The organism is Paraburkholderia dinghuensis, from assembly GCF_003837865.1.
GTDB classification, from domain to species: Bacteria; Pseudomonadota; Gammaproteobacteria; order Burkholderiales; family Burkholderiaceae; genus Paraburkholderia; species Paraburkholderia dinghuensis.
Map to the genome: position 1 here is coordinate 84,199 of NZ_RQIS01000006.1, position 25,106 is coordinate 109,304.

Annotated in this window: 24 protein-coding genes; 14 read left to right on the forward strand and 10 right to left on the reverse strand. The window is 61.0% G+C overall.

Features of this window, described 5'->3' with window-relative positions:
- Position 1 precedes the first annotated feature (1 nt).
- The 4 genes from D1Y85_RS09785 (at position 2) to ssuD (ending at position 4,997) form a co-directional block, all read left to right on the forward strand.
- On the forward strand, positions 2-577 hold the full coding sequence (locus D1Y85_RS09785; protein WP_124150856.1) for a cupredoxin domain-containing protein: 576 nt from the start codon (positions 2-4) through the stop codon (positions 575-577).
- Entirely contained in the window at positions 564-2,201 is a 1,638-nt protein-coding gene (locus tag D1Y85_RS09790; RefSeq protein ID WP_124150857.1) for a b(o/a)3-type cytochrome-c oxidase subunit 1, read from the forward strand. The genes D1Y85_RS09785 and D1Y85_RS09790 overlap by 14 nt, the downstream gene beginning before the upstream one ends.
- Positions 2,198-3,004 carry a c-type cytochrome gene (locus D1Y85_RS09795; RefSeq protein WP_124150858.1) on the forward strand — a complete coding sequence of 269 codons (807 nt, stop codon included), beginning with the start codon at positions 2,198-2,200 and terminating at the stop codon, positions 3,002-3,004. Before D1Y85_RS09790 ends, D1Y85_RS09795 begins: the two co-directional genes overlap by 4 nt.
- An 865-nt stretch (positions 3,005-3,869) precedes the next feature.
- Positions 3,870-4,997, forward strand: coding sequence for an FMNH2-dependent alkanesulfonate monooxygenase (ssuD, locus tag D1Y85_RS09805; protein WP_124150859.1), 1,128 nt, complete (start codon positions 3,870-3,872; stop codon positions 4,995-4,997).
- 247 nt (positions 4,998-5,244) lie between these two features.
- Here ssuD and D1Y85_RS09810 read toward each other — a convergent pair whose 3' ends face one another.
- Both D1Y85_RS09810 and D1Y85_RS09815 read right to left on the reverse strand, forming a co-directional pair.
- Positions 5,245-5,763, reverse strand: a complete 519-nt coding sequence (locus D1Y85_RS09810; RefSeq protein ID WP_124150860.1) for a hypothetical protein — start codon at positions 5,761-5,763, stop codon at positions 5,245-5,247.
- Positions 5,764-6,177: 414 nt separating this feature from the next.
- Positions 6,178-6,504, reverse strand: a complete 327-nt coding sequence (locus D1Y85_RS09815; RefSeq protein WP_124150861.1) for an RcnB family protein — start codon at positions 6,502-6,504, stop codon at positions 6,178-6,180.
- Between the two features lie 799 nt (positions 6,505-7,303).
- Between D1Y85_RS09815 and D1Y85_RS09820 the strand changes: the two genes are divergently transcribed.
- Positions 7,304-7,699, forward strand: a complete 396-nt coding sequence (locus tag D1Y85_RS09820; protein WP_185218945.1) for a hypothetical protein — start codon at positions 7,304-7,306, stop codon at positions 7,697-7,699.
- 364 nt (positions 7,700-8,063) lie between these two features.
- Here the strand turns inward: D1Y85_RS09820 and D1Y85_RS09825 are convergent, their stop codons facing one another.
- On the reverse strand, positions 8,064-8,474 hold the full coding sequence (locus tag D1Y85_RS09825; protein WP_124150863.1) for a Spy/CpxP family protein refolding chaperone: 411 nt from the start codon (positions 8,472-8,474) through the stop codon (positions 8,064-8,066).
- A 281-nt stretch (positions 8,475-8,755) separates the two neighbouring features.
- Between D1Y85_RS09825 and D1Y85_RS09830 the strand changes: the two genes are divergently transcribed.
- The gene (locus D1Y85_RS09830; protein ID WP_246024849.1) at positions 8,756-10,243 is read left to right on the forward strand and encodes an alpha/beta hydrolase; all 1,488 of its coding nucleotides are present in this window, start codon (positions 8,756-8,758) and stop codon (positions 10,241-10,243) included.
- Positions 10,244-10,289: 46 nt separating this feature from the next.
- On the opposite strand, the gene D1Y85_RS09835 is transcribed toward D1Y85_RS09830, so the two are convergent.
- The 4 genes from D1Y85_RS09835 to D1Y85_RS09850 form a co-directional block, all read right to left on the reverse strand.
- On the reverse strand, positions 10,290-11,192 hold the full coding sequence (locus D1Y85_RS09835) for an FAD:protein FMN transferase (RefSeq protein WP_124150864.1): 903 nt from the start codon (positions 11,190-11,192) through the stop codon (positions 10,290-10,292).
- 49 nt (positions 11,193-11,241) lie between these two features.
- Positions 11,242-13,455 carry a PepSY domain-containing protein gene (locus D1Y85_RS09840; protein ID WP_124150865.1) on the reverse strand — a complete coding sequence of 738 codons (2,214 nt, stop codon included), beginning with the start codon at positions 13,453-13,455 and terminating at the stop codon, positions 11,242-11,244.
- 8 nt (positions 13,456-13,463) lie between these two features.
- Entirely contained in the window at positions 13,464-13,931 is a 468-nt protein-coding gene (locus tag D1Y85_RS09845; RefSeq protein WP_124151044.1) for a DUF2271 domain-containing protein, read from the reverse strand.
- A 100-nt stretch (positions 13,932-14,031) separates the two neighbouring features.
- Positions 14,032-14,523: a PepSY domain-containing protein gene (locus D1Y85_RS09850; RefSeq protein ID WP_246024850.1), complete on the reverse strand. Its 492-nt coding sequence runs from the start codon at positions 14,521-14,523 to the stop codon at positions 14,032-14,034.
- A 106-nt stretch (positions 14,524-14,629) separates the two neighbouring features.
- Here D1Y85_RS09850 and D1Y85_RS09855 point away from each other — a divergent pair, with 106 nt between their 5' ends.
- On the forward strand, positions 14,630-15,292 hold the full coding sequence (locus D1Y85_RS09855; protein ID WP_124150866.1) for a response regulator: 663 nt from the start codon (positions 14,630-14,632) through the stop codon (positions 15,290-15,292).
- Positions 15,292-16,623: an ATP-binding protein gene (locus D1Y85_RS09860; protein ID WP_124151046.1), complete on the forward strand. Its 1,332-nt coding sequence runs from the start codon at positions 15,292-15,294 to the stop codon at positions 16,621-16,623. The genes D1Y85_RS09855 and D1Y85_RS09860 overlap by 1 nt, the downstream gene beginning before the upstream one ends.
- A 264-nt stretch (positions 16,624-16,887) precedes the next feature.
- On the opposite strand, the gene D1Y85_RS09865 is transcribed toward D1Y85_RS09860, so the two are convergent.
- The 3 genes from D1Y85_RS09865 to D1Y85_RS09875 form a co-directional block, all read right to left on the reverse strand.
- A complete protein-coding gene (locus D1Y85_RS09865; protein WP_124150867.1) occupies positions 16,888-17,421 on the reverse strand; it encodes a hypothetical protein in 534 nt (177 codons plus the stop codon).
- Between the two features lie 329 nt (positions 17,422-17,750).
- Positions 17,751-18,488 carry a GntR family transcriptional regulator gene (locus tag D1Y85_RS09870; protein WP_124150868.1) on the reverse strand — a complete coding sequence of 246 codons (738 nt, stop codon included), beginning with the start codon at positions 18,486-18,488 and terminating at the stop codon, positions 17,751-17,753.
- A complete protein-coding gene (locus tag D1Y85_RS09875) occupies positions 18,485-20,179 on the reverse strand; it encodes a sigma-54-dependent Fis family transcriptional regulator (protein WP_124150869.1) in 1,695 nt (564 codons plus the stop codon). The genes D1Y85_RS09870 and D1Y85_RS09875 overlap by 4 nt, the downstream gene beginning before the upstream one ends.
- Before the next feature lie 293 nt (positions 20,180-20,472).
- On the opposite strand from D1Y85_RS09875, the gene D1Y85_RS09880 reads away from it, so the two are divergent.
- The 6 genes from D1Y85_RS09880 to D1Y85_RS09905 all read left to right on the forward strand — a co-directional run bounded on the left by D1Y85_RS09880 (position 20,473) and on the right by D1Y85_RS09905 (position 25,105).
- Positions 20,473-20,700 carry a phenol hydroxylase subunit gene (locus D1Y85_RS09880; protein WP_124150870.1) on the forward strand — a complete coding sequence of 76 codons (228 nt, stop codon included), beginning with the start codon at positions 20,473-20,475 and terminating at the stop codon, positions 20,698-20,700.
- Complete coding sequence (locus D1Y85_RS09885; RefSeq protein WP_124150871.1) at positions 20,697-21,695, forward strand: ferritin family protein; 999 nt, start codon at positions 20,697-20,699, stop codon at positions 21,693-21,695. Before D1Y85_RS09880 ends, D1Y85_RS09885 begins: the two co-directional genes overlap by 4 nt.
- A 45-nt stretch (positions 21,696-21,740) precedes the next feature.
- Entirely contained in the window at positions 21,741-22,010 is a 270-nt protein-coding gene (locus tag D1Y85_RS09890; RefSeq protein ID WP_124150872.1) for an MmoB/DmpM family protein, read from the forward strand.
- Positions 22,011-22,049: 39 nt separating this feature from the next.
- Positions 22,050-23,600 carry an aromatic/alkene/methane monooxygenase hydroxylase/oxygenase subunit alpha gene (locus D1Y85_RS09895; protein WP_124150873.1) on the forward strand — a complete coding sequence of 517 codons (1,551 nt, stop codon included), beginning with the start codon at positions 22,050-22,052 and terminating at the stop codon, positions 23,598-23,600.
- A gap of 16 nt (positions 23,601-23,616) precedes the next feature.
- Positions 23,617-23,973, forward strand: a complete 357-nt coding sequence (locus tag D1Y85_RS09900) for a phenol hydroxylase subunit P4 (protein WP_124150874.1) — start codon at positions 23,617-23,619, stop codon at positions 23,971-23,973.
- A 73-nt stretch (positions 23,974-24,046) separates the two neighbouring features.
- Complete coding sequence (locus tag D1Y85_RS09905; RefSeq protein WP_124150875.1) at positions 24,047-25,105, forward strand: NADH:ubiquinone reductase (Na(+)-transporting) subunit F; 1,059 nt, start codon at positions 24,047-24,049, stop codon at positions 25,103-25,105.
- Position 25,106: the final 1 nt, after the last annotated feature.

Below are 25,106 nucleotides of genomic sequence, written 5' to 3' on the forward strand. Positions count from 1 at the left end.
CATGTCGACCGAAACCCCGCACCAACCCAATCACGATGCCCACGCGGTTGCGATGCGCGTCGAGCGACGCTGGGCGATATTCGCCGGCGGCCTGATTCTGCTGCTCGTGTGCATGATGATCTACATCGGCGTGCACACGGCGATGATGCCGCCCTCGCGCGTGGAAACGATCGACCCGACGAAGTTGCAGATGTCGGGCGAATTCGTCGAGACCAATCTCGGCAGCGCCGTCGAAAAAGACGGCTCCGTCACGGTGCGCTTCATTGCCCAGCAATATTCGTTCACGCCGCAATGCCTGCTGGTGCCGGCTGATACGCCGCTGACGCTGCGCACCACGAGCGCCGATGTCGTGCACGGCCTCGAGGTCATGGAGACGAATATCAACACCATGATCGAGCCGGGCTATGTCTCGACGCTCAACACCGTCTTCCCGAAGCCCGGTGAACATCTGATGCCGTGCCACGAATACTGCGGCTATGGTCATCAAACCATGTGGGCTCACGTGAAAGTTATCGACAAGGCCACGTTCTTCGAGGCCGCCCGCCACTCCCGGAGGCTCAGCTGTGTTTCTCGCTAAGCGGCTCGTTCTCGCGCATTTCTGGCTCGCCTTTGTCACGTTCTTCGTCGCACTTCTGCTCGGCGCGTGGCAGATGCTTGTGCGCAGCCCACTGATGTCGTGGGTAGGCAATCCAGAGCTCTACTACCGTTCTGTGACGGGGCACGGCACCATCATGGGTTATGCGCTGCCGACGCTCGTCGCGATGGGCTTCGGCTACGCCATCTGTGAGCTCGCGCTCAAGCAGCGTCTCATCGGACTCAAATGGGCATGGGCGGCCTTCTTCATGCTGGCAGTCGGCGCCGTGATGGCGCTGGTGCCCGTTGCGATGGGCCGCGCCTCGGTGCTCTTCACGTTCTATCCGCCGATGATCGGCAGCGTGTTCTACTACCTCGGCGTGGTGCTGGTGGTGGTCGGCTCGTGGATCTGGGTTGCGCTGATGCACGTGAACCTGCGTGCGTGGAAGCGCGCCAATCCGGGCAAGCCGATCCCGCTCGCCATGTTCGCGAATGTGGCCGGCGCTTACCTGTGGGCCTGGACTGCTGTGGGCGCGGCGCTCGAGATCCTGTTCCAGATCCTGCCGGTGGCGTTCGGATTGAAATCGACCATCGATGCGGGCCTCGCGCGGGTTCTGTTCTCCTGGACGCTGCACGCCATCGTGTACTTCTGGCTCATTCCGGCCTACATCGCCTACTACACGATCGTGCCGCGCGCGATCGGCGGCAGGCTCTACAGCGACTCGATGGCCCGCATCGCATTCATCATGTTCCTGGTGTTCGCGATGCCGATCGGCATTCACCACCTGTTTGCCGATCCGCAGGTTGGTGCCGGATTCAAGTTCGTGCACGCGGTGTTCACGGCGATGGTCTCGGTGCCGACGCTGCTCACGGTGTTTACGATCTGCGCTTCGGTTGAGATCGCGGGTCGCCTGCGCGGCGGCAAGGGCCTGTTCGGCTGGCTTACCGCGCTGCCGTGGAGCAATCCGATGATGCTCGTCATCGCGCTCTCGTTCATCATGCTCGGCTTCGGCGGCGCGGGAGGGCTCATTAACATGAGCTACCAGCTCAACTCGACGATTCACAACACGCAGTGGGTCACCGGTCACTTCCACCTGATCTTCGCCGGTGCGATCGTGATCATGTACTTCGCGATTGCCTACGAGCTTTGGCCGCAACTCACGGGCCGCACGCTTGGCTCGCAAAAGCTGATCCGCACGCAACTGTGGCTGTGGTTCATCGGCATGATCGTGCTGACGTTCCCCTGGCACTATGTCGGTCTGCTCGGCGCGCCGCGTCGCATGGCGTATTACGACTACACGGATCCCGCCATTGCACCGCAGGCGATCTGGGTGGCGATTTCCGCTATCGGCGGCATCGTGCTGGTCATCTCCGGTGCGCTGTTTGTCTACATCCTTGCGAAGGCCCAGTTCGGTTCCGCAAGCCGCACGGAACACGCGCCCGCACCGTTCGAGTTCGCCACCTGTGCGTATCCGGTCGAGCGCGTACCGGTAGCGCTTAACAGCTTCGGCCTGTGGGTTGCCTTGATGATCGGCCTTACCGTCGTCAACTACTCGGTGCCTATCGCGCAGTTGTTGTTTCTGCCGCAGACTTCGGTCCCGGCGGTTCCGGTGGGAGCACAGCGATGAAAGAAGAACGCCTGTTCAGCCTTCGCAATCCGTGGTTTGTCGTGAGCGCCGGCGGGACGGCTCTGATTGCCATCCTCTCGATTCTCGTCGGCTTCGTCTGGCTGCCCTCCGTGCATAGCGACTTCACGGCGAACGGCCTGTGGGGGGCGATCTGCAGCGCGGCGGGTGCGCCGTCGTCGTGGTACAAGGGCGGCGACAACGTCGCTGACGCGCCGCCGAGCAATGTCGTCGTGCTGCCGCCGTTGGGCATCGCGCGCGTCAACGCTGTATCGAGTGGACGCGGCGCCACGCTCGCCACGCAGCGTTGCTCGATGTGCCACGGCGTGCAAAGCCCGGCCGGAGTCACGGCGCCGTTCCTTGCCGGCCAGTACGCGGACGTGATTTACAAGGAACTGCGTGATTTCCAGAGCGGGGCGCGGCAGAACGCGATCATGCAGCCGATCATCGCCAGCCTGAGCGACCAGGATATGCACGATGTCGCCGAGTACTATTCGAGCCAATCACGCGTCGTGCAGGCGACGGCCGCGGACGGGCATGACGACAGCGTGGCTCGCGTGCTTTCGATGCAGGGTGCGCCGATACGCAATATCGCTCCTTGCGCCGCGTGCCATGGAGTGCTCGACCGCAAGGGTGCTGCGCCCTGGCTTGGCGGGCAGTCCGCGCCGTATCTCGCTACGCAACTGCGCTCGTTCGCTGCCGGTAACCGGCACAACGACATTGACGAACAGATGCGCAACGTCGCGCGGCAACTGCGTCCCGAAGAGATCGACAGTCTCGCGAAGTACTACGCAGCGCAGCCTTAAGCGTTTTTAGGCGCTCTTTTGTCGCCGGCCAGATCCGTGTCCTGATTGGACAGGGTCTGGTCGGCGAAATCATTTGGGCGTCAGGTGAATGGGAGAGATGGTGGTTCCGCGCGTTGGGTGTTCAATTCGCGCGTTAATTTCTTCAGGGTGAGCGTTCGGACTGAAATCGACGGTCCGCTGCGTATCTAAACCACGAGCACCATTTTATTGCGCGCGTTCAGCCCCGCGAAGCCTCAAATACGCGCCGATAGTTGCCTACGGGCATTTTCCCGGTCTCTTGGCGCGAGAAGCGCAGCACCCAAAAGCTGCAACTATTCGTAGCTACGGAATACCGGCACCGCGATGAAGCCGGGTATATCCGCGCCGAGGCCGATGTGCTCGACGCCCACAACACCCAGCATTTTTCTGAAACCGTGTGCCATCCCGTCGGGGGCGTGGAACGACCCTTAACTGGCTACACACCGGTCACTCCACACGTATCCGCAACGGCGCTCACATGATCGGCTGTGATCACACGGCTGCGCGAGCCGCGATGTCTCCCAGAGTCGCCTGCGAGAGCATCCGCGGTTTCATCGTCACGGGCACAGCTCATCTCACGAGTTCGTAGGTGCGGTGCGCGACGACCACGACGATTCCGCCCAAATTGTGTCGCCGCACGACTTCGGCGCAGAAGTCAGTAAGCCCGCAATGAACCCCGCGCCGTAACCTGCACAGACCCCGCAAGCCCGTCTGGTGAGGCATCCCCCGTGCGGGAATAAGCTACTTCCCGTTAATTGGTTGGGCGCGCGCGTGTCACCTGCTGTAATTGCCACTAGCCTTTCCCCCCGACGTAAGTTTACGACATCCATTATTCGAGTAAGCGATCATGAGTCTCGACATCTTCTGGTTTCTGCCAACTTCAGGCGACACGCGATACCTCGGAAAATCCGACTCCGGTCGTGCGCCGAGCAATGCGTACATGCGCCAGATCGCGGTGGCCGCCGAGGAGCTTGGCTACGACGGTCTGCTGATTCCCACCGGAAGCAGCTGCCTCGATCCCTGGGTGACAGCGGCAAGCCTTGCTCCGGTCACGCGGCGCATCAAGCTTCTGGTAGCGCTGCGCACGTCGCTCGGCAATGTGACGGCCACCGCACGCCAGGCGGCCACGCTCGATGAGGCGCTCGGCGGCCGGTTGTTGCTGAATGTCGTGCCGGGCGGCGATGCAGCCGAGCTTGCCGCAGATGGAATTTTTCTTTCGCATGACGAACGTTATGCCCATGCGAGTGAATTCCTCACGGTGTGGAGAAAACTGTTCGAGGGTGAGCCGGTGGATTTCGATGGCCAGCATATCCGCGTCGAAAAAGCCCGGAACTTCCTCGCGCCTGTTCAGAAGCCACATCCGCCGCTTTACTTCGGCGGATCGTCGCCGGCAGCGCACGAAATCGCGGCCGAGCACATCGACACGTATCTTACATGGGGCGAGCCGCCTGCAGCCGTCGCGGAAAAATTCGCGGATGTTCGTGAACGTGCTGCGCGCCATGGCCGCACGGTACGGTTCGGCGTGCGGTTGCACGTCATCGTCCGCGAGACGAATGAGGAGGCGTGGGCAGCCGCCGATGCGTTGATCAGCAAGCTCACGGACGAGGACATTGCGCGCGCACAGCAGAATTTCGCAAGCATGGACTCCGTCGGCCAGCGTCGTATGGCAGAACTCCACGGCGGGCGGCGCGACCAGCTCGAAATCAGCCCGAATCTGTGGGCCGGTGTCGGTCTCGTGCGCGGCGGAGCGGGTACGGCGCTCGTCGGCGACCCCGCAACGGTCGCGGCGCGGCTGCGCGAATACGCCGACCTCGGTGCGGAGCGCTTTGTGCTATCCGGTTACCCGCACCTCGAGGAAGCATGGCGTTTCGCCGAGCTTGTCTTTCCGCTGTTGCCGGGCAAGAAGGCCGTGACGACAGCCGGTAACGTGCAAACGGGCGGTGCGTTCGACGTACGGGCTGCAGCGTCGTCCTGATCGGTCGGTACTCTGAGTGCCCCCCGGCTGCATGTCGCGGGGGCCGCTGCGTTTCCGTACATGGTCGGTAGCGCTCGGCGAGCTATGTGCAGATCCGAATAGTTTTCGCGCAGCCTCCACGCGTGGCGGCGATTCGTTGCTCACTTCCGGCGACATCTCGCGACCCCACGTTCGCGCAACCTCTACCTGTTACGAACGTTCATATCGCAGCACGCCGGTCAATACGGCGCGCCGCCCGCTGGTATTGTCACGCTCGTCTGCCTGTTTGCTCTCGTTCGGCGAAAATCACAACGCCCATTGAAATGAGATCCAGGCCGAGAAACAACGCTAGCAGCGGTAACGGCATGTTCGGGAATTTTGCGGCGATAAATATAGCGAGCAAAAACGACAGACCAGCACCTACGAGGCCGATAGCGCTTATCTTCATCTCATTCCCGATCGAAGCGATGATCTTGAAGAAGCCATCGAGAGCGAAAGAGATCATGAGCATCACGGTAAGGCCGCGCGCGCGGACGCCACTATTCACCAGAATCAGGATGCCGATGAGAATCGGTACAAGGACTGCCGGGACCTTCTTTGCGATCGCTTTCCAGCCTTGAGCGGAAAACAGATTTAAAGCATGCAGGAAGCCACAAATCAAAAGAATCATCGCGATGAAAGGCGTACCGATCATCGATGTGGAAACCAGTAGTAAAAGGATACAGGCAACTCCTGCTATTACTAGAAGCGTCGAGCTGATGAGGGAGAAAATAGCGCGATTTTTCATATTATTTTTCGATATCCGAATTCGACTATGACCGTACCCGGATGTCTGCGAGATCACAATTACCCTGAGCAGGACGCGTCAGCTGACTTGCGGACGTATCGGCGCGCAATCTGCGTACCCTTTGGTCGCACCGATCAGCAATGCCCGGAGCGTTTGTCTGCTGATCGCCCACTTCAACGACTGCGCTCAGCGGATTACAGGCGCGTCCCGCAGAAACGTGGGCATTGGATTCAACGTTGCGCGCTGCTTGTTGCGTTGACGTTCGGGTTGACTGGCCGACCGATCGGAATGAGGGCGTCGACGACCCGGTAGATTAACCAGGTCGCCGTCGATCGTCTGGCCGGAGCTATCTACGATAGACCGGCGAAATGCATGGCTACGCGTGTTCACAACTTTACTTCCCGGCACGCTGGATCACTGGGCACCGGAGACGATCTTCGCGATCTTCCAGTTGCTCTTCGCCACGAGCACGTAGTCGCCATTTACCGCAAGCCATTGTTGGCCATGTGCCGGAGCGTCCAGATTGTGGGACTTCCAGTCATTCATGACGAAGTTGTAGTGACGATACTTTGCAGGGACGCGCTCGCCTTCGTGCCAGTCGTTGTGCGGCATGGTCGGCATGACCTGCTGGCGACCTGTCCCCTGGCTTTGGTCGCCGCCGGAGTTGTCTTGCGCGAAAGCTGGCGATGAGATTCCGATGATGAGCGCAGCGATGGCAGAAACGGCGAGTTGCTTTTTCATGACCTGATCTCCTGAGGCGGGAAGGTGAATGACGTAGTTCTTGACCTGTTGTTTCGTGGACGCAGGAACGTCGTAGAAACCGTGTTAGCCGACCGCGTGAGCATGCCCTTATACGTGGCAGGAGTAGCTCAAAATCCAAATACAGTGAATCCAGAAATGTGAACTGTCTCTCAATAGTAGTAGAGGGAATTCTGACTTCAAGGAGTTTACGTTATGCCACTCCCGTGACTATTTCACGTAATTGCTGTCCCCGACCATACGCGAAACTTGTTTGGAAACACTGCGCAGTCGATGTTGAAGCGGATTGCATCGCCGTCCGCGACGGTCGGCGTATTCGCAATTCAGAAGGATCAAACTGGCGACACCTGGAAGCAGGGATGGTGTTGGCCCACCAACTTACGTCTATAGAAACGGTTGATCGTAGATACGCTAACGTACGTGAATCCCCACCGGCGTTTCATGCTGCATAGCGAATGCAAGCCGCCGTCAAGTTCCCCCTACGTCGTTTGATATGGACCTGAATAGTCATCGCGTCAGCAGTGTCGACTGGAGTTCAGATCGGGTGCGGCTGCAAGCGCAGGACATTGCGGGCGGTATTTAACTGAACACATCAAAGCGATTGCGACAAAATCGTCACTAAAAAATAGAGCCAGATTGTGGTGTTAAAGGGCATTCGGCAGATAGCTGATGAAAAGAATGCGGCGGCATTTATTCAAAGATCACAATCAGTTATCCGGTAGAAAAGTTCGTGTGACCATTGGATGGCACGATTAAAGCATTTCCGCGAAGGCGGAGATCGTTGGCAAACAGGTTGGCTTACGCCGATTGGTCCGATGTCAACGATGCGCGCAGTCACGGGCTTTTCCCAACGCATCATCAACACCCAGCGCAGCGTTTGCACGGGCCGTGCCTTTCATTTCCTCAATCTTCGTCGTACGACGCAGGTGGTGCCGTCAACACGGTGGTGAGGTTCATCGCGGCAATTCAGATCATCGTGCTTGACGTTGTCGTCGTGTTCGATACGGTCTGCGCGAATATTGAAGCTGCAACCGGCGAAGACGGCTTGATCGGGCAGGTGTCGGCAGCTAATGCTCGTGACCACTGTCGGCTCCGCAGCGGCCAACGCAAGATGCGAATTCAACCGGTCGATGCAACACACGGCGCCCCGAGCACATCATCGCCGCGCGCTGCCTAACGCTACTAACGCCACTAACGCCAGCGCGGCGGCGGTCTCCAGCCGGGATGCGGAGCGTGCCGTGGGCCCGCAAATCGCGGCGGCTGATGCCAGGGAGAAAAGCCGTGCCGGGTATAAACAACAGGCGGCGGCCAGAAGGGTTGGGGACGCACGAAGACAACCGGGGGCGGCGGCGCGTAAAACACCCCGGGAACACCAATGCCCACGTGGACGTTCACACGGGCTTGTGCCGTGTGCATGGCACACAGCACCACGAGAGCAGGGAGGAAGGCTGACCTCAACACGCGCTGATTCATCGTCGTGCCTCCGTTTCAGGAGTCAGTGTCCGGTGCGTCGCGGGCTCCCTGCTGTACTGCGCGCGCGGTCATTTCGTGTGGCCCTCGACAGGGCGGAAAGAGGTGTCCGCGATCTTCTTCTGCGAATCGGGCATGTCGGCGTAAAGCTCGGAGAACGCGTCGAGCATCGCCTTGCTGCCCTCCGCATTCGCCTGGGCGATCGCGTTCCACGATTGCAGGTTTTCGACTGCCGTTGCCTTCATTGCGCCGTCATGTCGTTGCGTGAGCAGGTCATCGATGGTTTTCGCGTTGTTGCGCATGGTATCGGCCACTTTCGCCCACTTTGCCTCTTCGTCCGGCGTAATCTTGAGTTCGGAGTGCAGTTCCTTCACGCGGTCGTCGACGGTTTCCTCGTGCCGTGATGAAGGAGCTGAACCGCTTGTTTGTGCCCAGCACGTAGAAGCGCAGAGCAGGGTTAGCGCCAGCAGGACAGGTTTCATGTCAGTTCTCGCGATGCGCGGTCACCGGCGGTTGCCAGGAAGACTGGATGAACTTTTTTGATCATAGCAGCGAGAGAAAACAAATCAATTTCGGTACCCTGTCTACAAGGTGTAATAGGGCAATATCGATCGAAACACTACATGTTACCAACGCGGACAATGCGATGAATTCGTCTCGTGGCCAACCATTTTCAGTAGAAGGATGCTACGTGGCGATCTGACCGGTGTCGCGAAAGTAACCCTGTTACCGATTATTTCAGGCCGTCCGGAAGCAGTGGCGAATGCTCGTGCGCATAGCGCTGGACTTCAAAATGAAAACAAGTGTTTTCCGATGGATCAAGCGGCTCGCGATCGTCTTGCTTCTGGTAGTCGCGAGCATAGGCGGGGTGCGGATTCATGACGCTCAGCGCAAGCCGCCTTTGGGTCTGTGGCATACCTACGTCCCGGCGGAAATGCATGCTCGGGCGCTGGATCAGGCGACGTGGGACGATTACGTCGCCCATGAAAACCGCTTGTTCGATGAGGTCAGAAAAAACGTCTCCGATAAGTTGGTGCCGGGCGATCGCGTCGCCGCCAATCGCTATTTCACCGGCAGCCCTGTTTTTCCGGGTCACTTAAAGACCGATTGGAACCGCTCATACACACTCGCCCCAGAAGGAACGCCGCGCGGGGTTGCGGTGATGATTCACGGATTGACCGATTCGCCGTACAGCTTGCGACACATCGCGGCGCGCTATCAGCACGATGGTTTCTTCGTGGTGTCGATTCGTTTGCCGGGTCACGGGACGGTCCCTGCAAGTCTGACCGACGTGACCGCCAAGGACTGGGAGGCGGCCACGCGTCTCGCCGTACGAGAGGCCCGCCGCCGCGTGCCGGCACCTGCACCATTGCATATCGTGGGCTATTCCAACGGAGGCGCACTGGCGCTTGAATACTCGCTCGAAGCTTTGAGAGATCCGCGCCTGGCGCGTGCAGACCGCCTCATCCTGATTTCGCCGATGATAGGCATTACTCAATTCGCGCGCTTTGCGGGCCTGGCGGCGTTGCCAGCGATCCTGCCGGCTTTCGAAAAGGCAGCATGGCTCGATGTCATTCCGGAATTCAATCCGTTCAAGTACAACTCGTTTCCGGTGAATGGCGCGCGCCAGTCGTGGCGGGTGACTCAGGACGTTCAGCGGGAAATAGCTCAGGCGAACCGGCGCGGGCAGCTCGCGTCGCTGCCGCCCGTGCTTACCTTTCAGTCAGTGATCGATTTCACCGTTATCACAAGCGCGATAATCGATTCGTTATACGCACAACTGCCTGACAAAGGCAGCGAGCTTGTTCTCTTCGATATCAATCACACGACACAATTGAGCCCGCTCATGCGTGCATCGATACGCGATGCGCTGCGCCGTCTCACTCCCGCGCCACCACTCCACTACCGTTTTACGGTCCTTACCAACGCGTCGTCTACGTCATCGCATGTGGTCGAGGAGTCGATGGCACCGAACTCGACGGTCACGACAATTAAACCCACCGGTCTCGATTATCCAGCGGATATCTATTCGCTGTCGCACGTGGCACTTCCGTTTCCGGAGACGGATCCGCTGTACGGTCGAACGCCTGATCCGAACGACGATGTGGGTATTCAGCTTGGTGCGCAATCGATTCGGGGAGAGACCGGTGGCCTCGTTGTGGGTGCGGGGATGTTTACGCGCTTGTCGTGGAACCCGTTTTATCCGTATGTCGCGGTGCGTATCGATCAGTTGGCAGGCGTGACGCCTTGATGGAAAGTCCGGAATGTTGCGCCGGAGTCGTATGGCGTACCGTGAACTAACTTGCCGCGAAGCAGCCCGTACCCGTTGTCCTCAGTTCTTCGCCCTCGCGCATGATAAAGAGCGCGTCGAGTTGCTTGTCTCGGGCAAACTGCACGCCCTTGTCTTCACCAAGGACCATGAGCGCTGTTGCGTACGCGTCGGCGTCCATGCACGTACGCGCGAGGACTGTCGCAGACGCTATCCCGCCTTGCAGCGGTGTACCTGTGCGCGGGTTCACCGTATGGTGGATACGCTTTCCTTCAAGGTCCTTCCAGTGCCGGTAATCACCTGAGGTCGCGATTGCGACGTCAGTGAGTTCCAGCACGGCCATCGCTTCCCTGTGCATAGATTCGGGTCGTTCGATGGCGACCGCCCACATTGCATTCAACGGCTTCATGCCCTTTGCCCGCATCTCGCCATCGATCCCGACGAGCCAGTTGCCAATGCCGTGACGATCCATCACCCGACCGAGTTCGTCGACCGCGAAGCCTTTCGCGATGCCGCACAGGTCGAGCGTCATGCTCGCGTGCTTGCGAGCGCGGCGCGCGTTTGCGTCCACTTCGAGCCATTCGTCGGCGGGGCGAAGCGGGCGTGGTGCCGCTCGATTCGGGCATGCCGTCCGATCGCGAGTCCCAGGACCAAACCCCCACGCATCGACCACATCGCCAATGCCGATGTTAAAGGCGTTGCCCGTCTCGTGGCCGATTTCGATTCCACGGATCAGCACGCGCGCGAGGTTTCCGGATATCGGCACCCAATGGCCGGGGGCAGCCTGGTTCAGGCGCGTAAGATTCGATGCGTCTTTCCAGTTCGACATTTCGTCGTCTACGCTTTTCACGGCCAGGTCGAGGTCGGTGCGCAGCGAAACGAGGTCCGTCTTCGCAGGCGCGTAACACTGCGCGCTGTAACGTGTCGCCATGGTAGCGCCGCTGAATACATGCCGGTCCAGGTCGCACGCACCTGATGAGTCAATAGACGTCTTCAACGTAGCTTCCTCGCAGTTTCATCTCGCTTACGGTTACGCCGGAGCCCGCCAGAATGCGTTCCCACGCATTCGCGACCCCTTTGGCCATGTCGCGGCCGCCGCACACCATCACATGCGCGCCTTTCGCCACGAGTTCGCTCAATTTCGCCGAATCGGCAAGAAGCCGCTCCTGCACGTAGGTCTTTTCGGAAGGGCTCGACAACGCCGTCGTCAACGCGGTCAGTCGATCGGCGGTTACGAGGCGCTGCAATTCATTTTCATAAAGGAACGTTCCGTCGCTGCTTCGCGCACCGAAATACAGATGCATAGGGCGACGCGCCTCGTTCTGCCGGATGAACCCCACCAGGGGGCCGATGCCTGTGCCCGCGCCAATCAGAATGAGCGGGGTCGCACCAGTGTCCGGTTTGAAGTGCTCGTTTCTGCGAACGAAGACCGCAACCCGGTCGCCTGGCTCAAGGCTGGTTAGATACCCCGAGCACACGCCGTGCGGATGCTTGCGCACGCAGAACTCGAGAATCCCGTCTCCCGAGGCGCTGGCCAGCGAATAGAATCTCGGAACCGTGTGCCCCGGCGGCACGACGCCAACCAGGTCGCCTGGCTCAAAGGGGGGCAGGCGCTGGCCGAACACCTTCTGCCATGGCGACCGCAGCTTCGGATCTGGCGCGAGACGCAACACGCAGGCGTGCCGGTCGGTGCCGAATCCGTAATCATCGCGTTCGACAACTTCGAGAGAAATCGTTCGCGGAAGCGTTGGGCGGTATTGCGCGTCAAGTGTCACGCCGAGAACGGTGCCCAGTTGCGCCATCCACTGCGTGAAGGCGCTCTCGGACTGACGGTCGATCGTTCCCAATTCCAGCAGCGGCTGCAGACCTTTTACCAGTAGCGCGTCATGCACCTTTTGTGCGTAGCCGCAGAAACTCGAAAATTGCCGGTCGCCAAATCCGAGGACGGCGAATCGCGTGACAGCGTCGAAGCGCGAATGGGTGATGGCACGCATGAACTGCGTTGCATTCGACGGCGCATCTCCGTCACCGTATGTCGAAGTCAGCACAATGAGGCGCGCGGCTCGACGATAGCCCGAACGTACTTCGTTCATCGAGGCGATGTTGACGCGAAAACCGGCACGGGTCAGTGCCTGATGAACGGCTGCAGCGAACGCCCAGGTCGCGTTGTTTTCGCTGCCAACAAGAATGATCGTGTCGGCTTCACGCGGACTCGCGTTGCCGGCGATTTTGGGCATTGCTCCACGACGCTTTGCCCACAACGCTACGCCCGTGACCGCGAGTGCCGGCACGCTGGCACTGGCCAATCCGAGCACGAGCGCCAGCCACCAGAGCCCCCGGCCGGTGTGCAGCATGCGCACGGTCCCCTGGAAGCGCTGCCACGCGTCGTTGTTCTGCCAGGCGAGCCATGCTCCGGACGATGGATCGATATAGCCGGTGCCTTTTGTCGTGGTGACGGCATACACGTCTTCCGGACTGCCCGGCGCGGGCAACGTCAGTTCGCGCAACGCGCTCACATCGAGCGACTGAAGCGCGGCTACCTGTCCAACAGGAAGCGGCGCCAGCGTGCCTGCGGTGCTGGGGTAGGGGAGTTCGGCCGTGACCCGTTCGGGAATCCACCCGAAGGTCGTCAAAGACATCAACAGACCTGTCCCTGCCGAGAGCGCGAGTGCGAGCAGCGCCACGCGCGCGATTTCGTTATGCACGCGTTGCAGGCCGGTGCCTCGAATGCGATCGAACAGATGTTTCCATCCTCCCATGCGCCGTGCGAGCAACGCGACACCTGAAACGCACAGGAGCAGCATCAAACCCGCGGTGATACCCGTGGCGACACGCCCCGCATCACCGAGTAGCAGTTTGCGATGCAGGTTGGCGACCCATCGCATGACCGGCGATGGCGCATCCGGGCCGATGCTAGTACCAGTTGCCGGGTCGATCCGCAGGGCAGCATTGCCGTCGGGCGACGAAATAGAGGCAACGATCTCGCCCGAGGCTCTGCGCACGATCTTGTCCAGCCCGGGGTAGTGGGTTTGAACGCGAGCGATGAGCGTTGCAACATCCAGCGGCCCGGTCACGCGCGCGGCACCTGCCTGGTCGAGCGCCGGCTTGACCGATAACACGGCGCCGGAAAGCGCCACCACCATCAGCAAGAGTGCAGCGAATATCCCGGGAAGCGAGTGAAGCTTGCGCAGCATGGCATCTCTCACAACGTATAGCGAAACGACTTCACGAAGCCACGTCCCTTGAATGGCTTCGCCGTCCCGGACGTCGTCAGAGGAACGACAACTTCGGACGGGTTCTCGCTCATCTTCTCCGCAGCCGTGTCGATGTGCACCTCGTAGCCCGCATCGATCAGCGCATCGGCGATGTCCACCGTAACCCGCAGGGTTTTGCCGGCGCCGACGCTTGCTCCAGTGATGCCATCGACTTTGGCTCCGCCGCCTGACATTCGGTACCAGTCGCGCAAGTGTTTGTAGTACTTGGCCTTGTCACCCGCCATCCATAGCGTGCCCTTGTAACGGCCTGCGCGATCCGTCACATACGTGACCACATAGGCACCGTCGCCGCCGTAATTGCTCAATTGGGTTTCAAATGTGACCTGGCGCGCCGATGCCATCGAAGGCACGGCGAGCGCGGCAGCCAGCGCGGCCGCCGGGATGGCGTATTTCACTGTCATGATCAGCCTCGTGGGTAGTGGCGATGGGTGTGGGGTGCCGGATCGCCGGGGCGAGCGGGACGCGATGGGGATGCCTTGGCGGCACCTGCCAGCGCTAGTTAATCTGGACCTGTGGCCTCGTTCCCGGGGTCAGCACGCCGCCTGCCGGTGCTGCGCCGCTGGCCCCGTCGCCGGCCGTGCTGCCCGGCGTGGCCGACTGAGCACCGCGCCCGCGTTCGGCACCGTGCTCCCCTCGCCAGCGATGCCGGCCGTGCCCGTCATCGTCGTCACCGGACTTCATCCGCATGATTTCGAGCGTGCCGGGATTGACTTTGGCTTTGAAGCGACGACCGTCGCGATCGGTTCCACGGATCACATAGCAGCCGTCGTCCGTCTTGATCTTGTCGACGTTCCAGCCCTGCGATCTCGCAAGGGAATCGAGATCCTTGACCGGCTTCCAGTTCGCGAGCGGCACGTTGCAGTGCTCGTCCGCCAGGGCAATTCGCGTACCCATGGCGGAAACTGCGACAATGGCTGCAATCGCGAGGGCATAGCGAAGCGGGCGAGGGGGCATGGTGAATCTCCGGTTCGTCGTGACAGGCTTCACGATGCCGCACCTGGCTGAAGCCAACCTTGCGAACGCGCGATTTTTTCTTAATCCCGGCGTAAGGTTCGCGTAGCAGAGTGCTGGATAAACATCATCGGGAAAACGCATGAGAGTGCTGCTTGTCGAGGACGACCCCTTGCTCGGACAAGCCGTCAGAGATCAGATCACGCGTGACGGACATTCGACCGACTGTGTCGGCAGCCTTGGCGACGCGCGGCGCTACGAGCAGGCCGCCAACTACGATTTGATCCTGCTTGACCTGATGCTGCCCGACGGTAGGGGCATCGACTTTTTGCGGGAACTGCGCGCGCGTGGCTCGACGGTTGCCGTCATCATCCTCACGGCGCTCGATCAGGTCACCAGCCGCATCGCAGGATTGAATGCCGGTGCGGACGACTACCTCGTCAAGCCCTTTGACCTCTCCGAACTCTCGGCGCGCGTGAACGCTGTTGCGCGCCGGTACAGCGGCAATCCGAATCCGCTCGTCACGTTGGGCGATCTCGAAATCGATCTCGCCGCCCACAGCATCAAGCGCGATGGCCAGGACATTTCGCTCACGGCAAGCGAATGGGCGCTGCTGGAAGCGCTCATCCAGCGGCAGGACAGCATTCTTTCGAAGGCGCAACTGGAGGAGCGTCTCTATTCGTTCAGCGACGAAATCGGCAGCAATACGATTGAAGTGCACATGAGCCGGCTGCGCAAGAAAATGGGCGCCGACCTGATCGAAACGATACGCGGCCTTGGCTACCGGCTGCGCAACGATCGATGATGCCGCGCAGCCTGCAGGCACGTATGGCTGTCCTGTTGGCGGCTGGCCTGATCGTTTTCTCTCTGGCTGCCGCGTTCGCGGTATTTCACGTGCTGCGCGGGGAAATCGACCGCATGTCGGATAGTGCGTTGCAGGAGACCGCTCAGCGGCTCGTGCCGCTCGCCGTGATGGACATCGTCGACGTGGAACGGCAACCCGGCGACGAGCAACGGATCGCCGCCGTACGCGCGCACCACGAGCTGTTGACCTATATCGTCCGCGATCAGGCCGGAAATATGATTCTGCAATCGCATGACGCAAACCCCGCGATCTTTCCGCCGGGGCTGACGTCAGGGTTCCGCTCGACGCCGACGCACCGGATTTACGCAGAGACCGTGCTTCAGGGGACAGTGACGCTTCTGATTGCCGAGCCGCTGGTCAGTCGCCAGCGAGCAGGTCTTGTGGCCGCGTTTGCCGTTCTGCGGCCCTTGCTGCTGCTCGTCCCGCTGGGGCTGCTCGGTACGTGGCTGATGGTCCGCTCGGGGCTGCGGCCGATCCGGCGGTTCTGCGAAGGCATCGGCGGTCGCGGCCGCGACGACCTGAGTCCGCTTTCCAAAGCAGGATTGCCCGCCGAGATCGAACCGGTAGCGGACTCAGTTAATGAGCTGATGAACAGGCTGGGTCGTGCGCTGACTGCCGAGCGCAGCTTCACGGCCAATAGTGCGCACGAGCTTCGCACGCCGATTGCAGCTGCGCTTGCGCAGACGCAGCGCCTCATCGCCGAGGCGCAAGGCTCGCAGCTCGAAGAACGTGCCAGAACGGTTGAGACTTCATTGCGCACACTTGCCCGGCTAAGCGAGAAACTGATGCAACTCGCGCGTGCGGAGGGGGCGCACATTCTTGCCGATGTCCCACAGGATCTTCGGCCGGTTCTGCGAATCGTGGTTGAGGATATTCGTCGTGCTGATCAATCCAATCGCATCTTCCTGACGCTGCCCGAGCAGGAAGTGGACTCGCGGATCGACCCGGATGCGTTTGCGATTCTCGTGCGCAATCTGATCGAGAATGCGATCAGGCACGGGGAATCAGAGGTCGTTCGCGTCGTGCTCTCTGCAGATGGACGGTTGAGCGTTGCCAATCGCGGACCGGTTGTGCCGGTTGACACACTTGCGCGCCTCACCGAACCGTTCGAACGTGGTGCCACGGCGGCCACGGGAAGCGGCCTGGGCCTCGCAATCGTCAACGCCATCGCCCAGGCCGCTGGCGCGAGACTCCACCTCAATTCTCCGGCGAGCGGCTGCCCTGACGGCTTCGAAGCCGTCGTCGAAGGGCTGACGCCTGCACGCATCTAGTCTGTCTTCCTGATCATCCGGTTGATGGCGTTGTGTTACGGGTGAACTCGAGTCGTCGATGCCCGGCTGCACTTGAACCGATCATCTGTATCCCGGCGCTAATCGAACGGAACAGTTCCTTTGGACGCTTGCGTCATGGACTCGTGTCACCAAAAAGAAAAATCCCTTGAATTTGCAGTCAAGGGATCAAATGGCCGACGGCGAATCAGAGATTCATGATTTCATGATTCGATTTCGCATTTTTTTAAAAACCTGGCGGCATTCTCATGCGATGCCAGGCGGGTGAGAATCGACGGGAACGCCAGTCAAACGGGCAATAGGGCTCCACAGAAGATTGTGGATTACCGGCTTGTCGAACGTCTGGAAAATCGGCCCGAGCCCAGAGGCCGAAATCAGGTTTTCAGCACCCCAGTGAAGCCCTTCAGCAGCGTAACCTATGGCATTTTTGAGCTTTCCAAAGAAAGAAGTAGAGTTGGACTGCGGATCGCTTCCTTGAGAACTGTTCCCGCCTGCACCATTGCCCGCGCCGCCCCGGCCCGTGCTGGACGATTGAAGCATGCCGCTTTGTGAAGCAGTGAAACTCTGCTGGGACACCTGGGTACTGCTCCAATACGCACCGGTGCCTGCGCCATACTGGCCCTGGTTCATGGATTGAAGAAAGCTGCTCTGTGAAGCCGTGAACGCCTGGCTGCCGTCTCGATTGCCACGCCCTTGGCTACCATGGCCAGCGCCGTTTTGCGTAGTACTGTTCGAAAACACATTGTTTTGTTGATTAGAGTTTACCGTCAGTATGCACATAGTGCATTGCCTCTTCTTTAAAGGTTGTATTGCCTCATCGTCGGGCTGCAGCGAGCCCTCCCTGAGGTCGGTGAGCAGTTCGTGATGTATTACCGGAACCGCTCAGCAAGGCTAAGGGATCGCTAACGACCATGGTCTTACCCGGATACCCACTGCCTGTTTTCGACATGGCTAACATAGACGGTATCCCGCCTTGCGGCGGTATTCCTGTGCGACGGTCCAACGAAAGCTGGATGCGCTTTCCCGCATGATCCTTCCAGTGCCGTTAATCACCCGCAGTCTCGATTGCGACGTTAGTGCGTTCCGGCATGACCACCCGCATCCCGGCTTTAGTCGAACGGAACAGCGCCTTTCGGCGCTTGCCTCATGGTCGTGAGCGTCGTGCTGATGTGGTCTTCGAGCGCGAGCGCGGCGCGTGCATCGGCGCGGCGTATCGCTGCTTCGAATATGCACGCGTGTTCGCGATGCAGGTCGCGATTCGAGTTTTCGAGGCCGATGCACGCTCGCCGGTAGCGTTCGCCGTGCTGGGACAGCACGCGCAGAATCAGATACGTCCAGGGCGTTGCAGCGGCTGAGATCAACTCCTCGTGAAACCGCCGGTTGTGAAGCTCCCAGGCGGACCGTTTTTCGATCGATACCGGTTGTTCCCATGCTGAAAGTGCTTCGAAGCTCTGGCGCACACGTTGTTCCCAGGCGGCATCGCCGCGCCGGACCGATTCGCGCAGTGCGTCGACCTCGATCAGGATGCGCAACTGCGTGATGTGCTCCAGATCGGCGATCGACATGGGCGTGACGCGAAAGCCGCGCTGTCCCTCGGCGACGACGAGCGCGTCGCTGACGAGTCGCGTAAGCGCTTCGCGCAGCGTGCCGGCGCCGACTCCATAAACGTCCTTGAGGTGCTCGACGCGCAGCTTCGTGCCGGGCGGATAGCGGCCCTCGATGATGTGCTGGCGCAACTGGTGATACGCCTGCTCGCCGAGCGTGCGGGCGTGCGTCCCGGCCGCGTCGTCGGCGAGCAGTGGGGAGACGTCGGCGGCGAGTGATTCGATCGACGGTGACAGGTTCACGCTTGATCCTCCTGATTCTGCTTGCGCCCGAGTCGGTAGCTGAGTTGCGGACGCGTGATGCCGAGCAGACGCGCGGCAGCGGAAAGGTTGCCGTTCGCGCGGTCCACAGCCTCGTGCAGCAGCGCGCGCTCGAGACCTTCGAGGCCGCCGCCATAGTCCTGAAGCCGGTCGAGCAGTGCATGGCAGTCGAAGTGCGCGGCGCGGCTCTCCTGGATTTGCCCCTTGCGATCGATCGTTGCACCCTCCGGCAGGATCATGCCGGGGAAGAGATCCTTCGAATCGACCTCGCGGTTCGGCCGCGACAGGATCACCGCGCGCTCGACGATGTTTTCCAGCTCGCGCACGTTGCCGGGCCACGCGTACTCGCGCAGTGCTTCGCAGGCGTGATCGGTGAGCGCCGGCACCGGCTTGCCGTGCAGCGACGCGAAACGTTCGAGCATGGCCTGCGCGAGCGGCTCGATGTCGTCGCGGCGCGCGCGCAGTGGCGGAATGATGACCGGATAGACGTTGATCCGGTAATACAGGTCGGCGCGAAAGCGGCCGTCCTGCACTGCCCGCGCGAGATCCTGGTTCGTCGCCGCAACGAGGCGCACGTCGACCTTGCGGTTGTTGGTCGAGCCGAGTCGCTCCACCTCGCCTTCCTGAATCACGCGCAGCAGCTTGGCCTGCACTTCCAGCGGCAGCTCGCCGATTTCGTCGAGGAAAAGCGTGCCGCCTTCGGCGCGCTCGAAGCGTCCGGCGCGCGCGGCCTGCGAACCGGTGTAGGCGCCTTTCTCCGCACCAAACAGTTCCGATTCGATCAGCGCATGCGGAATCGCCGCGCAATTGACCGCGACGAACGGGCCGGATGCGCGCGGACTGAGCGCATGCAGCGCACGCGCAAAGCGCTCTTTGCCGACACCGGTCTCGCCGGTGAGCAGCACCGTGACCCTGGTCGGGGCCGCCATCTGCAGCAGGTCATAGGCGGCAAGAAACGCGGGAGAGCGGCCGATGAGGCGGGTCTTGTCCGCGTCGGGCGCGATTTCGAGGCGCAGCGATTCCACTTCGGTCTGCAGGTCGCGAATCGTGTTGAGGAGCGAGTCGGCCTTGAACCACGACGACAGCTCGGCGGCGTCCGGCCACTCATCGAGCGGCTTGCCGACGATATGGCAATGCGCGTCGTTCATGCCGCTGCATGACGTCTCCTTGAACAGGATCGTGCGGCCCATGAATGCGCTCGTGTAGCCGGACGCATAGCCGATCAGCATCCAGCACACGGGCTGCGTCTGCGGCCCGAAACTGCGCTTGTGCACTTCTGCCTCCCAGGAGTGCTCCCAGCGGTATTCGCCGTAGAAGCGGCCGGTATCCGGGTCGGCCTCGAAGCGGATCGGCGTGACCTGGACCGCGCCTTCGAGCATGTGCAGTTGCGGACCGACCGCGAACATTTCGTAAAGCGACGCGTTGCCACGAATCTCTCTCGCGAGATTCGCATCGCGCTCGCCCGCCGCGAAGCCGGCGCGCGTGAAGATCCGGCGCGTTTCGACGGGCCCGACGCTTTCCATCAGCTCGCGGCGCAGCGCGCCAAGTGCCGCGGCATGGATCAGCACCATCCGCTGCCCGGCGAGCCAGATGCGGCCGTCGCTGGCCGAAAAATGGATCAGCTTGCGCAGATCGGCGTCGGCCGGCAACGGGGGTAGTTCGGGCCGTGTCATATCGTCTCCATCGAGATTTTGTAATTTCCCATCATTTGAGCAGCGATGTGGGTGGCGTTTGATGATTTCGTGAAACGCGCCCGAATGCGTTGATCAAATCATGAAAACCCGCTGCAAATCAACTGTTTGGGCGGGGTGATTTTGAGCTGTAGCAGATCTGGTTAACCAGTATTGCGCTGCAGGATCGGCATTCGGAGATCGGTGCTTACCCTTAATTATCGAGATTTTTGTCGGGAATGCTCGCCGCATGGCACAGATGGTGCATTGAGTACCGCGCACTGGAGGAGACAGCCATGCACAGACAGATAGCAGACGACCCGTTCGATCCAGGCCGCAGATTCGTCAAGGTGACCGGCATCAACGACCGGGGATTCGTCGAGTTCGAATTCTCGGTGGGACAGCCGGAACTCTGCGTCGAACTGATGTTGCCGCTCGCCGCATTCGAGGAATTCTGCCTTGCGCAAAACGTCTCGCGGCTCGGCGAGTCGAGCGAAACCATGACCGGGAGGAGCACGCAGTGACCATCGATCTGAAGACAGTGGACATCAAGCCGCTGCGACACAACTATGCGCACGTCGCGCAGTACGTCGGCGAGGGCAAGACGGCATCGCGCTACCTGGAAGGCACCATGGGCTCGCAGCCCACGGCCAACTTCCACTATCGCCCGACGTGGGACCCCGACCACGACCTGTTCGATACGTCGCGCACTGCGATCGTCATGTCGAACTGGTACGCACTGAAGGACCCGCGGCAGTTCTATTACGCGTCGTGGACGACGACGCGCGCGCGCCAGCAGGACACGATGGAATCCAACTTCGAATTCGTCGAGTCGCGCGGCATGGCCGATCTGATCCCGGCAGCGCTCGCAGCGCAGGCGCTCGCCGTGCTGGTGCCGCTGCGCCACGCCGCCTGGGGCGCGAACATGAACAACTCGCAGATCTGCGCGCTTGGCTACGGCACCGCGTTCACCGCGCCCGCGATGTTCCATGCGATGGACAACCTCGGCATCGCACAGTACCTCACGCGCCTCGCGGTCTCCGTGTCCGGCCCGAACATGCTCGATGACGCAAAGTCCGCATGGCTCGCGGATCCGGCGTGGCAGGCGCTGCGTCGATATGTTGAGGATACCTTCGTAATCGACGACCCTGTCGAGCTATTCGTCGCGCAGAACCTCGCGCTCGACGGCCTGCTGTATCCGCTCGTCTATGACCGTTTCGTCGACGAACATGTGGCGCTGAACAACGGCTCCGCGATTGCGATGCTGACCGCGTTCATGCCCGAGTGGTACGACGAATCGAGCCGGTGGGTCGATGCGGTCGTCAAGACGATGGCCGCCGAATCCGAAGACAACCTCGCGTGCCTGACGCATTGGGCGCACCACTGGGAGGAGCAGGCTGCCGCGGCGCTATTGCCCGTCGCCGGACTGGCGTTCAAGAACAACGCCCATGCGGCGCTCGACGAGGCGCGCGGGCAGCTTCGCGCGCGTTTCGCGAAGCTCGGCATTGCCCGGCAGTAATGCGCGACCTGATCTGACCTGACCGACCTCACCGAAGGAAAACGCATGTCCAACGTATTCATTGCATTTCAAGCCAATGAGGAATCCAGGCCCGTCGTCGAGGCGATTCTATCGGACAACCCGAACGCGGTGGCCGTCGAGTCGCCGGGCATGGTGAAGATCGACGCGCCGGGGCACCTGACGATCCGGCGCCAGACGATCGAAGACCTGACCGGCGCCCGCTTCGACCTGCAGCAGATTCACGTCAACCTGATCACGATCTCCGGCCACGTCGACGAAGACGACGACCAGTTCACGCTCAGCTGGAAATATTAAACGCGGTGCGTCGAACGCCGCCCCATGAAGGAGACACGCATGGACACGCCAGTGCTGAAGAAAAAGCTCGGCCTGAAGGAACGCTATGCCGCGATGACCCGCGGCCTCGGCTGGGAGACCACGTATCAGCCGATGGAAAAGGTCTTTCCGTATGACCGTTACGAAGGCATCAAGATTCACGACTGGGATCAGTGGGTGGACCCGTTCCGCCTCACGATGGACGCGTACTGGAAATACCAGGGCGAGAAGGAGAAGAAGCTCTACGCGGTGATCGATGCGTTCACGCAGAACAACGCCTTTCTCGGCGTGACGGACGCGCGCTACGTCAACGCGCTGAAGCTGTTCATCCAGGGCGTGACACCGCTCGAATACTACGCGTACCGCGGGTTTGCGCACGTCGGCCGGAACTTCACCGGCGAGGGTGCGCGCGTCGCCTGCCAGATGCAGTCGATCGACGAGCTGCGCCACTACCAGACCGAAACGCACGCGCTCTCGACGTACAACCGGTTTTTCAACGGCATGCACCACACGAACCACTGGTTCGACCGTGTCTGGTACCTGTCCGTGCCGAAGTCGTTCTTCGAGGACGCTTCCACCGCCGGGCCGTTCGAATTTCTGACCGCAGTGAGCTTTTCGTTCGAGTATGTGCTGACCAATCTGCTGTTCGTGCCGTTCATGTCCGGCGCGGCGTACAACGGCGACATGTCGACCGTCACATTCGGCTTCTCGGCACAGTCGGACGAGTCGCGCCACATGACGCTCGGCATCGAGTGCATCAAGTTCATGCTGGAGCAGGACCCCGGCAACGTGCCGATCGTGCAGAAATGGATCGACAAGTGGTTCTGGCGCGGCTACCGGCTGCTCACGCTCGTCGCGATGATGATGGACTACATGCAGCCCAAGCGCGTGATGAGCTGGAAAGAAGCCTGGGAAATGTACGCCGAGCAGAACGGCGGCGCGCTCTTCAAGGATCTCGCGCGCTATGGCATCCGCGAGCCGAAGGGGTGGAAGGACGCTTGCGAAGGCAAGGATCACATCAGCCACCAGGCATGGGCGACGTTCTACAGCTTCGGCGCGGCCGCGCCGTTCCATACGTGGGTGCCGAAGGAAGACGAGATGAAGTGGCTCGCTTCGCATTATCCGGACACGTTCGATCGCCATTACCGGCCGCGCTTCGACTATTGGCGCGAGCAGGCCGAGGCCGGCAACCGCTTCTACATCAAGACGCTGCCCATGCTTTGCCAGATCTGCCAGGTGCCGATGCTGTTCACCGAGCCCGGCGACGCGACGAAGATCTGTGCGCGCGAATCGGATTACCTCGGCAACAAGTTCCACTTCTGCAGCGATCACTGCAAGGAGATATTCGACGACGAGCCACAGAAGTACACACAGGCCTGGCTGCCTGTGCATCAGATCTACCAGGGAAACTGTTTCAAGCCCGGTGTTGATCCGTCGAGTGAAGGCTTCGATCCGCTCGCGGCTGTTCTGGACTACTACGAAGTCGATCCCGCACGCGACAGCCTGGATTTCGAGGGCTCGGAAGACCAGAAGAACTTCGCGGCGTGGCGCGGCGAAGCGTCGAGCAATTGAGCCAGGGGAGAACATCGTGACCGTTATCGCGCTCAAGCCCTACGCATTCCCGATCAAGGATGCGGTGGAGAAATTTCCCGCGCCGCTCGTGTACATCGGCTGGGAGGACCATCTGATGTTTCCGTCGCCGTTCTGCCTGCCGCTGCCGCCGGACATGCCGTTCGGCGCGCTGGCCGCGAAGGTGCTACCCGGCATTTACGGCTATCACCCGGACTTCGCGAAGATCGACTGGAACTGCGTGGAGTGGTTCAAGTCGGGCAAGCCGTGGACGCCCGATCCGTCGAAAAGCCTCGCGGAAAACGGCATCGGCCACAAAGACCTGCTCCGTTTCAGGACACCGGGCCTTGAAGGCATTGCAGGCTCATGCAGTTGAATGCGTGACCGGGCGAGCAGAGGCGCCCGGTCCGCCGGTCAGGAACAGCATCAGGATCACAAACGGAATCGACATGAGTTACCAGCTCACCATTGAGCCGCTCGGCGCCACGATCGAAGTCGAGGACGGGCAGACCATTCTCGACGCTGCGCTGCGCCAGGGTATCTACATTCCGCACGCGTGCGGTCACGGCCTGTGCGGAACGTGCAAGGTCGAGGTCCTCGAAGGCGAGGCGGACCTCGGCGACGCGAGCCCGTTCGCGTTGATGGATTTCGAGCGCGAAGAGCGCAAGGCGCTCGCCTGCTGCGCGACGCTTCAGGCAGATACCGTGATCGAGGCCGATGTCGACGAGGAGCCGGATGCGCAGATCATCCCTGTGCAGGACTTCGTGGGTGAGGTCGTGCGCATCGAGACGCTTACGCCGACCATCAAGTCGATTCGACTGCGGCTCGATCGTCCGATCGATTTCCAGGCCGGTCAGTACGTGCAGCTCTCGATTCCGGACATCACGCAGACCCGCGCGTTCTCGATCGCGAACGCGCCAGACGACGTCGCGAAGACAGGCGAGATCGAACTCAACGTGCGCCAGGTGCCGGGCGGCCTCGGGACGGCGTGGTTGCACGAGAAGCTCGCCGTCGGCGACCGGTTGACGCTGTCCGGGCCGTATGGGCGCTTCTTCGTGCGCAAGTCTGCGGGCAGGCCGATGATTTTTCTCGCGGGCGGCTCGGGGCTGTCGAGTCCGCGCTCGATGATCCTCGATCTGATGGCACAGGGCGTTGACCTGCCGATCACGCTGGTCTACGGCCAGCGCAATGCGGCTGAGCTCTACTACGACGACGAATTCCGCGCACTGAGCGCGCGTTATCCGAACTTTACGTATGTGCCCGCGCTGTCCGAGGGGACGATTGACGGGGGTGTCGGCCAGGGCTTCGTGCACGAAGTGGCGAAGGCGCACTTCGACAACGATTTTTCGGGGCACCAGGCGTACCTGTGCGGACCGCCCGCAATGATCGACGCGTGCATCTCGACGCTGATGCAGGGCCGTCTGTTCGAGCGCGACATCTATCACGAGAAGTTCATTTCAGCGGCCGACGTGCAGCAGGTGCGCAGCCCGCTTTTCCGCAAGGTGTGAC

Bases quoted from the DNA above. Each gene is read 5' to 3' on its own strand.
- D1Y85_RS09895 (WP_124150873.1), top strand. From the start codon at position 22,050: ATGGACACGCCAGTGCTGAAGAAAAAGCTCGGCCTGAAGGAACGCTAT.
- D1Y85_RS09855 (WP_124150866.1), top strand. From the start codon at position 14,630: ATGAGAGTGCTGCTTGTCGAGGACGACCCCTTGCTCGGACAAGCCGTC.
- D1Y85_RS09810 (WP_124150860.1), bottom strand. From the start codon at position 5,763: ATGAAAAATCGCGCTATTTTCTCCCTCATCAGCTCGACGCTTCTAGTA.
- D1Y85_RS09905 (WP_124150875.1), top strand. From the start codon at position 24,047: ATGAGTTACCAGCTCACCATTGAGCCGCTCGGCGCCACGATCGAAGTC.
- D1Y85_RS09890 (WP_124150872.1), top strand. From the start codon at position 21,741: ATGTCCAACGTATTCATTGCATTTCAAGCCAATGAGGAATCCAGGCCC.
- D1Y85_RS09875 (WP_124150869.1), bottom strand. From the start codon at position 20,179: ATGACACGGCCCGAACTACCCCCGTTGCCGGCCGACGCCGATCTGCGC.
- D1Y85_RS09880 (WP_124150870.1), top strand. From the start codon at position 20,473: ATGCACAGACAGATAGCAGACGACCCGTTCGATCCAGGCCGCAGATTC.
- ssuD (WP_124150859.1), top strand. From the start codon at position 3,870: ATGAGTCTCGACATCTTCTGGTTTCTGCCAACTTCAGGCGACACGCGA.
- D1Y85_RS09785 (WP_124150856.1), top strand. From the start codon at position 2: ATGTCGACCGAAACCCCGCACCAACCCAATCACGATGCCCACGCGGTT.
- D1Y85_RS09835 (WP_124150864.1), bottom strand. From the start codon at position 11,192: ATGGCGACACGTTACAGCGCGCAGTGTTACGCGCCTGCGAAGACGGAC.
- D1Y85_RS09795 (WP_124150858.1), top strand. From the start codon at position 2,198: ATGAAAGAAGAACGCCTGTTCAGCCTTCGCAATCCGTGGTTTGTCGTG.
- D1Y85_RS09840 (WP_124150865.1), bottom strand. From the start codon at position 13,455: ATGCTGCGCAAGCTTCACTCGCTTCCCGGGATATTCGCTGCACTCTTG.
- D1Y85_RS09865 (WP_124150867.1), bottom strand. From the start codon at position 17,421: ATGTGCATACTGACGGTAAACTCTAATCAACAAAACAATGTGTTTTCG.
- D1Y85_RS09860 (WP_124151046.1), top strand. From the start codon at position 15,292: ATGCCGCGCAGCCTGCAGGCACGTATGGCTGTCCTGTTGGCGGCTGGC.
- D1Y85_RS09825 (WP_124150863.1), bottom strand. From the start codon at position 8,474: ATGAAACCTGTCCTGCTGGCGCTAACCCTGCTCTGCGCTTCTACGTGC.
- D1Y85_RS09815 (WP_124150861.1), bottom strand. From the start codon at position 6,504: ATGAAAAAGCAACTCGCCGTTTCTGCCATCGCTGCGCTCATCATCGGA.
- D1Y85_RS09830 (WP_246024849.1), top strand. From the start codon at position 8,756: ATGCTCGTGCGCATAGCGCTGGACTTCAAAATGAAAACAAGTGTTTTC.